The sequence below is a fragment of the Pedobacter sp. AC464 genome (assembly GCF_979253075.1).
Map to the genome: position 1 here is coordinate 1,476,462 of NZ_CEEDBV010000002.1, position 12,383 is coordinate 1,488,844.

The 12,383-nt window shown below is 39.2% G+C and carries 8 protein-coding genes; 3 read left to right on the forward strand and 5 right to left on the reverse strand.

Annotated elements, in window-relative coordinates; all coding sequences use genetic code 11:
• Window positions 1-218 precede the first annotated feature (218 nt).
• Together AC0IWT_RS17310 and pnuC are read right to left on the reverse strand one after the other, a co-directional pair.
• Complete coding sequence (locus AC0IWT_RS17310; protein WP_471798103.1) at window positions 219-749, reverse strand: AAA family ATPase; 531 nt, start codon at window positions 747-749, stop codon at window positions 219-221.
• The gene (gene pnuC / locus AC0IWT_RS17315; protein WP_471798104.1) at window positions 733-1,350 is read right to left on the reverse strand and encodes a nicotinamide riboside transporter PnuC; all 618 of its coding nucleotides are present in this window, start codon (window positions 1,348-1,350) and stop codon (window positions 733-735) included. The genes AC0IWT_RS17310 and pnuC overlap by 17 nt, the downstream gene beginning before the upstream one ends.
• Before the next feature lie 451 nt (window positions 1,351-1,801).
• On the opposite strand from pnuC, the gene AC0IWT_RS17320 reads away from it, so the two are divergent.
• Together AC0IWT_RS17320 and carB are read left to right on the forward strand one after the other, a co-directional pair.
• Window positions 1,802-2,119, forward strand: a complete 318-nt coding sequence (locus tag AC0IWT_RS17320; RefSeq protein WP_471798105.1) for a carboxypeptidase regulatory-like domain-containing protein — start codon at window positions 1,802-1,804, stop codon at window positions 2,117-2,119.
• Window positions 2,120-2,330: 211 nt separating this feature from the next.
• Window positions 2,331-5,168 (forward strand): carbamoyl-phosphate synthase large subunit, encoded by a 2,838-nt coding sequence (carB, locus tag AC0IWT_RS17325; protein WP_056870172.1) that lies wholly within the window; start codon window positions 2,331-2,333, stop codon window positions 5,166-5,168.
• An 85-nt stretch (window positions 5,169-5,253) separates the two neighbouring features.
• Here the strand turns inward: carB and AC0IWT_RS17330 are convergent, their stop codons facing one another.
• Both AC0IWT_RS17330 and AC0IWT_RS17335 read right to left on the reverse strand, forming a co-directional pair.
• Window positions 5,254-7,695, reverse strand: a complete 2,442-nt coding sequence (locus AC0IWT_RS17330) for a TonB-dependent receptor (protein ID WP_471798106.1) — start codon at window positions 7,693-7,695, stop codon at window positions 5,254-5,256.
• A 243-nt stretch (window positions 7,696-7,938) separates the two neighbouring features.
• Entirely contained in the window at window positions 7,939-9,621 is a 1,683-nt protein-coding gene (locus AC0IWT_RS17335; protein WP_471798107.1) for a dipeptidyl-peptidase 3 family protein, read from the reverse strand.
• Window positions 9,622-9,735: 114 nt separating this feature from the next.
• Between AC0IWT_RS17335 and AC0IWT_RS17340 the strand changes: the two genes are divergently transcribed.
• A complete protein-coding gene (locus AC0IWT_RS17340; RefSeq protein WP_471798108.1) occupies window positions 9,736-10,572 on the forward strand; it encodes an N-acetylmuramoyl-L-alanine amidase in 837 nt (278 codons plus the stop codon).
• Between the two features lie 144 nt (window positions 10,573-10,716).
• On the opposite strand, the gene AC0IWT_RS17345 is transcribed toward AC0IWT_RS17340, so the two are convergent.
• Window positions 10,717-12,372 (reverse strand): glutamine--tRNA ligase/YqeY domain fusion protein, encoded by a 1,656-nt coding sequence (locus AC0IWT_RS17345; protein ID WP_471798109.1) that lies wholly within the window; start codon window positions 12,370-12,372, stop codon window positions 10,717-10,719.
• Between the last annotated feature and the right edge of the window lie 11 nt (window positions 12,373-12,383).

Consider the following 12,383-nt stretch of genomic DNA (forward strand, 5'->3'; position numbering starts at 1 on the left):
TGTAACCATCGGTTGGGTTTTGTCCCGCTTTCCACTCCAAAAAAAGCAGAAAAAGCTTTTGTTTTCCGTTGCAATCGGGTTTATTTTACCCGGAATTTTACCGATGTCTTGGCCATTTAAACCCGACCTCAGCGAGATGCCCCCAATTTTTCATTGGGGCAGAAGCGTGGGCGGGAACAAAGGCAGCCATGATTTGCTGCAATTGCTTTCCAAAAAAATTATGAAGGCAAAAACTCGTCAATTGTCGCTATCGCATGTTGCATACGAGCCTCACCCAAGCCACTAACAACCTTATAATTTGCCTTAAGTGCTTTTAATTCCTTGTGCCAAACATCCATAAAATATTGCCTCTGGTTAGGGAAATCGCGTAAAGGATCATCCTGCCATGGCAAATCAATGTCCATTAACAGATACAAATCGTAAGGTCTCTTTGGTAGCGCATCTAAAACCACCTGCGGTGTTTCGCCGAGCATTTCATCGCTCCATATTTTCACGGTTACAAAGGTTGTATCGCAAATTATAAATTCGCTTTCTGCAGTTACCAGTATGGCATCTTCCAAAGCAATTTGCCCATAATACATATTTACTTCATCCTGTAAAGTGTATGGAGCAGTCAAATTTTCACAGTAATAACGGGCATATTCGGGTACCCAGGAAGCCTTATAATATTTCGCTAAAAGTTGCGACATGGTTGATTTGCCGGTGCTTTCCGGACCAACAATGGCAATTTTTTTAATTGAGTTGTTCACGATATGTTTTTCTCCAATCTAAATATCCCTTATACGCAATGGCGATAAGGACGAAATACAGAACAGCACTTAAATTTAAATGCTTGTAAATAAATAATGGGATGTAGCAGATATCAACAAAGACCCACAACAGCCAGTTTTGCAGAACTTTTCGGGTAAGTAAAATCTGCGCAACAAAGCTAACTGACGTGCAAAAGCCATCTGCATAAGGCACTGTGCTGTTTGTGTAGCTTGCCATAAACCAACCCAGCAATAAGCTTAGTATAATTATCGATGTAACTGAAACAAGCCAGCCTTGTCGCGTTAGCAAGGTAATGGGTTTTTGGCTCTCAGTTTTTTTGCTGAACCAGAAATACCAGCCATAAATACCGGTGAAGAGAAAATAAATTTGCAGGGTCATGTCGCCATACATGGCTTCTTTAAAAAAAAGAAAGCCGTATGCCGTAACACTAATTAACGATATGGGCCAGTTCCAGATGCTCTCCTTTGCGGCGAGATAAATGCAGACAAATCCTGCAATTACGGCAAGCCATTCAAGCGAGCTTGTATGCACAAACTGATCTGCTAAAAATTCAATAAATGTGCTCGCGGCAATTGTCATTAAACCAAAAATATAAACAAAAAGCAGATTAAAGAAAAAATCCGGTCGAGGAGGGCTCCTCTGACCGGATAATAAACCAAACAAACTATTTATGAAGAAATCCTCGTTGCGGTTAACTACTCCGCGAGGAAGCTTTAGATTGAACTAAAGTATTTACAAAACGCAAATACGTTGAGCTTATTACAAGATTATTGCCAATTCTGCGAACATCAGTGTTTCGTGACGTAAACATGACTTCGAACTGGTGGACCTTGGTATTTTAGGTAAATTGTGCTCTCGTTATCGGTTTAAAAACGTATTACACCTATGTTTTTTTGTACAAATAGGTGTACACTACCTTAAATTGTGTTCAATTTGTGAAACATTACAAGCGAAGAATCGTTTATATTTAACACTATTTAACGTTGCATTAATTTCTGCAGATAAAAAATTAATCAAAATAGATTGAGTTATGAAAAAGTTGAATATTATTTTAGTCACAATGGTTATGATTTCACTTGTAGTGTTTTCATTTACCAACATAAGGCTGGGTGGAATTACTGGTAAAGTAACGCCTGCCACAGGTGTTTCTGCTGTAGCTTTGGTTGCAGGTACAGATACTTTAAGGGCAGAACTCAACCAGGGCAGTTTCGCCTTTACCAACCTTAAAGAAGGGGTTTACAAAGTATGGATAAAAGGTAACGCACCATATAAAGATGCAACGATAGAAAACGTTGCAGTGAAAGATAGCGCAACCACTGATTTAGGCGAAATAAAATTGCAGCAATAACTAAATCAGCGGAAGAAAAGTTTATAAAGAGGGTTATAGCGACCCTCTTTTTTATTTTGAAAAAAAACGGCTCAAAATACTTCTAAAGGTGTATCTTTGCATCCCGACAGAACAGTTGGGATTTTCTTCTTTAAAGCAAAAAACCTCCTTGCTTCTAGCCTTTAAAACAGGCCAACACTTTAGAAATTTAAATATTGTATTAAGCTTTATCATGCCTAAAGACACCTCCATACGCTCAGTATTGATTATCGGTTCAGGTCCAATTATTATTGGCCAGGCTTGCGAATTTGACTACTCGGGTTCACAAGCGGCGTTATCCTTAAAAGAAGAAGGAATAACTGTTTCAATTATCAACTCAAATCCGGCTACGATTATGACGGATAAAGTAATCGGCGACCATGTTTACCTTCGCCCCTTATCTGTTGATTCAATTGAGGTAATTTTGCAAGAGCATATCGACTCGGCAGATTTGCCTAAAATTGACGCTGTTTTGCCAACAATGGGCGGCCAAACTGCGCTTAACTTATGTAAAGAAGCAGAAGAGCGTGGCGTATGGGAAAAGTATGGTGTTAAAGTAATCGGTGTTGATGTTGATGCAATTGAGAAAACCGAGAACCGCGAATCTTTCCGCCAGTTAATGGTTGATATTGGCGTTGGTGTTGCGGAATCGAAAATTGCCAACTCTTTTCTGGAAGGTAAAGAAGCTGCACAGGAAATTGGTTATCCGTTAGTAATTCGTCCATCATACACTTTGGGTGGTTCTGGCGGTGGTTTTGTACACAAGAAAGAAGAGTTCGACGCCGCATTGAAACGTGGTTTAGAAGCTTCGCCTACGCACGAGGTTTTAGTAGAGAAAGCAGTTTTAGGCTGGAAAGAATATGAGCTCGAGTTGTTGAGAGATAGCAATGATAACGTGATTATCATTTGCTCAATCGAAAACTTCGACCCAATGGGTATCCACACCGGCGATTCAATCACGGTTGCGCCAGCAATGACATTATCCGACCGTTGTTACCAGGATATGCGTAACCAGGCGATTAAAATGATGCGTGCTATCGGTAATTTCGCCGGAGGTTGTAATGTTCAGTTCTCGGTAAATCCGGCAAATGATGAAATTATCGCCATCGAAATCAACCCACGTGTTTCGCGTTCATCAGCCCTGGCAAGTAAGGCAACAGGTTATCCAATTGCTAAAATTGCAGCGAAACTTGCCATAGGTTACAACCTTGATGAAATCGAAAATCAAATTACTAAAACTACATCAGCATATTTCGAGCCTACTTTAGATTACGTTATCGTAAAAATTCCACGCTGGAATTTTGATAAATTTAAAGGCGCCAACAAAGAATTGGGTTTGCAAATGAAATCGGTTGGCGAGGTAATGGCCATTGGCCGTACTTTCATCGAAGCACTTCAAAAAGCTTGTCAGAGTTTAGAAATTGGCAGAGCGGGTTTAGGTGCCGATGGCAGACAAAACCGCAACATTAATGAGATAATGGATGGCCTGGAGCATGCTTCATGGAACCGTCTGTTTTTAATAAAAGATGCGATGACGATGGGCGTGCCTTTGGAATCCATCCGCAAGGTTACAAAAATTGACAAGTGGTTTTTAAATCAAATTCAGGAACTTGTTGCCTTAGAAGTTGAGCTAAAGCGATATTCTTTAAATAACATTCCCCAGGACTTCTTTTTTACCCTGAAAACTAAAGGATTTTCAGACATTCAGATTGCGTGGCTGTTAGGCAACGTTACTGAAGATGAAGTTTACGATCGCCGTAAGGCTTTAGGCATAAACAGGGTTTATAAAATGGTAGATACCTGTGCTGCTGAATTTCCGGCGCAAACGCCTTATTATTATTCTTCTTTTGATGAAGAAAATGAATCGGTAGCATCAGACCGTAAAAAAGTTATTGTTTTAGGCTCTGGACCAAACCGTATCGGCCAGGGTATCGAATTCGATTACTCTTGTGTGCACGGATTGCTTGCCGCCAAAGAATCAGGTTTCGAAGCCATTATGGTGAATTGTAATCCTGAGACGGTTTCTACAGATTTTAACATGGCCGATAAATTATACTTCGAGCCGGTTTTCTGGGAACATGTTCGTGAAATTATTGAGCTTGAAAAACCAATTGGCGTTATTGTTCAGTTGGGTGGACAAACAGCTTTGAAAATGGCTGAAAAACTAACCGAGAAAGGCATCAAAATCATCGGAACATCTTTCGAGAATATGGATATTGCTGAAGACCGTGGCCGTTTTTCAGATTTGTTAAAAGAACTGAATATTCCTTATCCTAAATATGGTGTGGCTGAAAATGCTGAAGAAGCCATTGTAGTAGCAAACGAAGTTGGTTACCCGGTGTTGGTTCGTCCGAGTTATGTTCTCGGCGGACAAGGCATGAGCATTGTAATTAATGATGAAGACTTGGAGAAAGCTGTAGTGAAATTATTGGGTGATTTGCCGGGCAACCGTGTCTTAATCGACCACTTTTTAGATAGGGCAGAAGAAGCAGAATCTGATTCGATTTCTGATGGCGATGATGTACATATTGTAGGTATGATGGAGCACATTGAACCTGCAGGTATTCACTCAGGCGATTCGTTCGCGGTTCTGCCAACTTTTAGTTTATCTGAAAAGGTAACAAAAGCTATGGAAGAATATTCCATTAAAATTGCAAAAGCACTTGATGTTCGCGGCTTGTTGAACATTCAGTTCGCAATTAAAGATGAAAAGGTTTATGTAATCGAGGCAAATCCAAGAGCTTCACGTACGGTTCCATTTATAGCGAAAGCTTATGATGTTCCTTACATTAATATTGCGGCCAAAATTATGTTAGGTGTAGCGAAACTGAAAGATTTCACAATCGAACGTAAACTAAAAGGCTATGCGATTAAAGAGCCGGTTTTCTCTTATGAGAAATTCCCTGAAGTTGCAAAGGAGTTAGGTCCGGAAATGAAATCTACAGGTGAAGCCATTCGTTTCATTAAGGATTTAGAAGACCCATACTTCCGCAAGCTTTACAAGGATAAATCAATGTATTTAAGTAAATAATTAAAAAAAGGCCGGTGTTTTAAATCACCGGCCTTTTTTTGTTTAGGCTTTTAAGCCGAGAAGCCAGTAAAGGCTTAACAGGTCTCTAATTCTTCATTCTACCTTGTTCCGATTCGGTTCCTGTTGAGCGTCTGCGTGCTGGCTTAATCTCATTCTTGCCAAAACGATAAGTGAAACTGATTCTCGCAATCTGACTTTCATTTTTTTGGTGAACATCATATTTCAAACCCGGATAACCGCTAGACAAATCATTTTTATAAGTATTAAATACATCAGACAAAGCCAGTTTCAAACTTGCTTTTTTATTCATTAGCGATTTGCTTAGGCCGGCATCGACAGAATAACGCGATTTTATCCGTAATGTTCCATAATCCAGTGGAGATTCGTAGCTGCCATTTAGCTCTGCAGTTAAGCCGCTAACGATGGTAAAGCTTTGTTGAGATTTAAACTGGAAAGATGTTTTACCTGTCTTCAAAGCGGTTCCTGCTAAATCAGGGGCTTCAAAACTTAGGTAGAAAACGTTTAAATTATTATTCATTTGCCACCATTTAGCCACCTGAACAGGAATATTCAGGTTTGCATTGTAGCTGATATTTTTGGCTAAATTCTCGTTCGTTTGGTATAACGCTTTCTGTGCCGCATCTGGCAACAATACTTCTGTAATTACGTCGGTTGTTCTGCTGTAACCCAACGAAAGCATATATTTTTGTTTAAAAGTATAGCTCAATTCAACGTTGTTTGTGTACTGAGGTTTTAAGAATGGATTTCCTTTGTTATAAGTATATTGATCCAGGTAGTAAATGAAAGGGTTCAAAGCATCGTAACTTGGGCGGTCAATCCGGCGACTGTAGGAAAAGCCAAGCTGGTTATTTTTAGAAAGCGTTTGTTGTACAAACAGCGTTGGAAAAAAGTCCCAATAGCTTCTTTCTACAATTGTATTTGTGGTAACAAGATTTCCCTTAGAATTGGTTTGCTCAACCCGCAGGCCAAGTTGTATACTGGTATTTTTAAATTGTTTGTTAATGTTTGTGTAAGCCGCATTAACATTTTCATCATAAATAAACTGGTTGCTGCGACGAACATCATTTTGCCAGTTATTGTTTACCAATTCCTCCGCCTGTAAATCGTTATCAGTTTTAACCCAGCTGCTTTTTACGCCTGCTTCCAACTTAACGGTTTTGCTTAAACCAACATTATAATCGGCTTTGAAAGCTTTGATATCTATTTTAGATGGCGTATTATTTCGGGTATAAATAACCGGACGAATCCTGTTGCCGTTAGCGAAACGATAATCATTCTCATAATCTGAACCATCGTTTCCGTCATATTTCGAATAATCTACATCAACAGAAAGTTCGGAGCCAGCGGTATCTAAAACTGATTTGTAATTTAAATTGTAAGACAGGTTATTGTATTTATTGGTTTGGAGACTGTTTGAAACCAGCGAAGAATCGACTTTTTGAAACGAGGGGCCAATTAAAGTATTATTCATTGATGCTTCCGTGCCATGGTTAAAATACCCGTTCACCAACAAGCCGATTGTATTTTTCTTATCGATGAAATAATCTATACCCGCTTTAAAATTGTTGTTTTGTTGCTTCCGCCTGCTTTCGCCCGCCTGCATAAAATAAGTATCTGGTGTGCCATTAGAGATTCGATCTATAGTTATCAAATTCTGCCGCTCTGTGTTGCCGTAATTGTAGTTGCCAAAAAGGTTCAGTTTCTGAGTTCTGTGATTTAGGTTTAAGCCTGCATTTCCACGAAAATTTTTACCATATCCGGCGGTTGCGTTTAAACTCCCATTAGTACCACCACTTTTGCTTTTCTTTGTTTTAATATTGATGATACCAGAGTTGCCCGAAGCATCGTATTTTGATGATGGATTGGTAATTAATTCTATAGTTTCAATCTCAGAACTCTGCATATTCCGAAGTAAATTTGCTACATCTGCACTGCTCATGTAGGTCTGCTTTCCATCAAGCTGAATCAAAACGCCTTGCTTTCCCTGCATCGAAATGTTATCATTCTGATCTACAGATACTCCGGGTGCTTTTTGCAAAACCTCCAGGGCATTAGAGCCAGTCATAACAGCACTACTCGAAACGTTCATAACAACTTTATCCATTTTCCTTTCGATTAGCGGTTTCGTTATGGCTACGGTAACTTCCTTTAAATTTTGAGTAGCTGAAACCAGCTGAGCGGTGCCAAAGTCTACTTTCTGATTTTCATTTAATATGGAAATTACTTTACTCTTAATTGTTTTGTAACCCATGTTGCTGGCTTTATAAAAATAGTCGCCTTTGGCAGAAACTGTAAAACCAAAACTTCCATTCTGGTCTGTCAATGCTGTTTTAACAACGCTCGAATCAGCTGCTTTTAACAAGACTACAGTCACAAAGTCTGCAGGTTTTTTATTTTCATCAAGGATGGTCCCGGTAACATTGGTTTTTGTTGTGGTTTGCGCAAAAATGCTCGCTGATGAGAATACGGCTGTAATTACTAGTGCAATTTTGTAAAATGTGTTCATTGGTTTAAGGCTTATTTGTTTAAAAATTTGGCAAAAGATTTCCATAACGCATTTAAATGCATTTTAATCAAATTGCTAACTATTTAAAGCTTAGTTTGGGAAACGAACGGCTTCCAACGTTTAGTTATTAATAAGACGACCGTTTTTTAAAAAGGTTACACAGTTTTTTAAACAAGTACTTTTTTGAACAAAAAAAAGCCACAGATGAGCTGTGGCTTAATGTTTTAGTCATAAATTTAAATTCTATTTCACACCAAGAACATCAACACCTTGTTCGAAAACAACATCAACAGGTATATTTTTTCTAGTCAATCTGTCTAAATCAGACTGTAATTCTGTAGGAATGATAGCCATGGTTTTTTGTGCTTTTTCAACAGCGGCTTTGTCTCCATTGCCTTGCAAAGTGATGATGAAAGCACTTAGATCATTCATCGCAGTTGCAAATTTGTCAAAATTAACTTTGTAAGTGCCTTTTGCTGTTCGTTCAAATGCACCTTTTTCTTTAAAATAATTAAAGCACTGCATGTTGGCTTTTCCGTGAGCTTCTGATACACCAAAACGGACCGAGCGTAAAATACCGGCCATAAATGTTGTGTAATAATCCTTTATGTCGCCTGTTAATTCGCCCTTTTTTAGCAAGCCGGTAACCATATACAAACCTAAAATATCAGCTTTACCTTCTTCCAGCCAACTATATTGTTCTTTTAATGCGGCACGTACAAACCCTTTTCCTGTTACCGTTTTTTTTATGCCTAATCCGTGGGCCACTTCATGGAACATTACATTGGCAAAAAATGCATCGAACTTTATAAATTTCTGTTGTTCTGCATCGATAAGTTCTTTTGATATTGGCATTAAGATTTTCTCAAACTTGGCCTGCATGGCGTTTTTAAGCTGAGAGCGGCGTGTTCCCTTTTCCTGCTGAATTTTTTCGTCGTTAGGCAGATTTACGGCAATCGTTTTCGAGCCCGCATTACAATCACCGGCATAGTACACAACGTCGTAGGCATTCAGTTCAGAATCTGTTCCTGGTGTTTCAGTTTTATATTTTGCGGCAACAGGTAAATTTTTCTGCAGTTCTGGAAGTAACTTTACGTACTTCGCAAGGCGTTTACTCCACTCTTTATCTTTTATTAAAACGTACGCTTCGTAACTCGTTCTCGCATTAAAAAGCTTGTCTTCATAATTTTCAATCGGGCCAATAATTAAATCCAGGCCATTGCTCTTCATGTCGAGCCAGGCGTAGTCGCTGGCTGTAAAATTATCTGTAACTAAAGCATCGGCCCTTAGGTTAAGGTATTTCTTTAATCCGGCATCTTCCGTAATTAAGGCAGCTTGTTTTAGTAATGACGAAGCTTTTTGCAGTTCAGCAGCAAAAAGAATGTGGTATGGAACTGTGGTAAGTTTGCCTGCAGAATCTTTCTGAATAACAGAATAGGCGCCAAACTTATCGGCCAAAGTAGATTTTTCAATTTCGGCTTTGCTTATCCCGTAAGGGTAAAAAGATGCACCCTCTGGTTTTACGCCGATGCCTGCAACGAAGGGTTTATCATTATTTAATCTATCCCAGGGACCATAATTTATGTTTACGAAATCGCGGGTTTTTTCATCTTTAATTGATGCAAGTAAGCTGTCTCGCTGAGGGTAAGCTTGCTTCCAGTAAAGGTCATCCATAATTTCGGCCGCCTGGATTAGCAGTGGCAAAACCTTTCTGTCGTTTATGCTTAGCTGGTTTAGGTTTGTAGATAATTTAACCCGTTCATAAATTGGTAACCGTTGGGCAACATAATTTATAAGGCTATCTTTTTGAACTACATTGGCAGATTTTCCATCTGTTGTTTTTGATGTATTTGTGCAAGCTGAAAATAGTGCTGCTGATAACGCTATTGCGGTTAGCAGGCCATTTGCTTTGGATGGTTTCTTCATTGTTGATGTAAATTGCCACTAAATTAGTAAAATTTGAAAGCTTTGTATAAAGTTTGATGCAAAGGATGAACTTTAGCATAACTTTGTACCTTCATTGCATTAAATAAAACAGTTATGTCAGCATTAAACCCAGTCAAAAACTACCTCCTACCAGTAATTGTTTTCGCTCTTTTTGTTTCCTCTTGTAGTACAGCCAAATATGCGGCCACCGAGAAAGTTTATAAAGAAAAAGCTAAAGGTTTTTCAAATATAATTCTGGCGACTCCGCCTGAAGGTCAGCTTTACGATTCTGTAAATGCGGCAAACCAACAATGGATTGGTTCTGTAAATTTTGGTATCCGGAAACCAAATTTTGTAGTTATACACCATACTGCTCAGGATAGCTTAAACCAAACGATAAAAACATTTCATTCTACCAGGGCCGGAACAAGCGCACACTATGTTATTGGCCGCGATGGAAAGGTTGTTCATATGGTGAATGATTATCTGCGTGCAAACCACGCCGGCGTTAGTAAGTGGGGAAAAGACACCGATCTCAATTCATCCTCGATTGGCATAGAGCTGGATAATAACGGCGTTGGCGATGTGTGGCAAGATGCGCAGATTAACAGTTTGCTTAAATTACTAGCAACCCTTAAAAAAACTTATAACATTCCAACAGCAAATTTTATAGGGCATGCCGATATTGCGCCGGGACGAAAGAACGACCCCAAAAATTTCCCGTGGAAAAAGTTAGCCGATAAAGGTTTTGGTTTCTGGTATGATAACATTTTGAAGAACCCACCGGTAGATTTCGATACAGAAAAAGCGCTTAAATTTATCGGTTACAATACCGCGAATTTGCCTGCCGCAATAGAAGCTTTTAAGATTCACTTTATTCAATCTGACATCAGTAAAATGCTAACGCCTGTTGATATTCTGGTGCTTTACAATATTTACACGAAGTATTAAATTTTTGAAACTTAGCATTTGAAAGTGCTACGCGAATTTTTGGTAGGTTTTGACCTCACGGCGGTTTGCTCAAAAAAAATTGCCATAAAAAAACACGGATGAGTTTCGAACTCATCCGTGTGTATCATTTAAAATGCTGAAATTTTAATTTGGTTTTTTAAAGGTATCTTTTAATGTAACCGTTCTGTTGAAAACGAGTTTATCTGTTGTTGAATCTTTATCAAGGCAGAAATAGCCTTTGCGGATAAACTGATAACGTCCATCCAAATCAGCATCGGCCAAAGCAGGTTCAATGTAGGCATTTGGCAAAACGGTTAAGCTTTCTGGATTTAAGTAATCTTTAAAATCGCCTTCCTCGGCATCTGGGGTTTCTGATGTAAATAATCGGTCGTACAAGCGAATTTCTGCAGTTTTTGCATGTGCTGCACTCACCCAATGGATGGTACCTTTAACATTGATGCCACTGGTATCGTTACCGCTTTTTGATTCTGGAATATAGGTGCAGTGAATCTCTGTAACGTTTCCGTTTTCATCTTTCACAAAATCTTCGCACTTAACGATGTAGGCAAATTTTAAGCGCACCATTGCTCCAGGTGCCAAACGGAACCACTTCTTTGCCGGAACTTCCATAAAATCTTCACGCTCTATCCAAAGCTCATTGCTAAAAGGGATAATTCGTGTGCCGCCGCCGTCTTCTGCCTCGGGGTTATTTTCTCCTGTTAAATCTTCAGTACCTTTCTCGTAATTGGTAATAACTAATTTTATTGGATCTAAAACGGCCATCACACGATTTGCGGTTTTGTTTAAATCCTCACGGATACAGAATTCGAGCAGGCTTAATTCTATTAAATTTTCGCGTTTTGCAATACCGATACGCTCACAGAATTCGCGTATGCTTTTTGGAGTGAAGCCTCTTCTGCGTAAGCCCGAAATTGTAGGCATGCGTGGGTCGTCCCAGCCGCTTACCAGGTTTTCGTTTACCAGTTGCAATAATTTCCGTTTACTCATTACTGTCGAAGTAAGGTTTAAACGTGCAAATTCGTATTGTTTAGATGGAAAAATCTCCAACTGCTCAATAAACCAATCGTAAAGTTCGCGATGCGAAACATACTCTAAGGTACAAATGGAGTGCGTAATGTGTTCAATACTATCGCTTTGCCCATGCGCAAAATCATACATTGGATAAATGCACCATTTATTTCCTGTACGGTGATGCGCTGCATGTTTTATGCGGTAAATAATGGGATCACGCATTAACATGTTCGGGCTCGCCATGTCTATTTTCGCTCTCAAGGTATAAGCCCCGTCGGCAAATTCGCCGTTTTTCATTCTGGTAAAAAGCTCCAGATTTTCTGATACACTTCGATTTCTGTATGGGCTGTCCTGACCAGGTTCTGTTGGCGTGCCTTTTAAAGATGCAATTTCGTCTGCAGCGCTTTCATCAGCATAAGCCAGGCCCTTTTCAATTAGTTTAACCGCAAAAGAATATAATTCATCAAAATAGTCTGATGCATACAACTCGTTTTTCCAGTTAAAACCCAACCATTTAATATCTTCCTGCTGACTATTCACGTACTCCGTTTTTTCTGTTACCGGGTTGGTATCATCAAAACGCAGATTTGTGTAGCCACCATATTTTTGTGTTAGTCCGAAGTTTAAGCAAATCGCTTTCGCGTGGCCAATGTGTAAGTAACCATTAGGTTCTGGCGGGAAACGCGTAACCAAGGTTTCATACTTGCCAGTATTTAAGTCGTTCTCAACAATTTCTTCTATAAAGTTCAATGACTTCTCTTCACTCATAAAAACCTGTA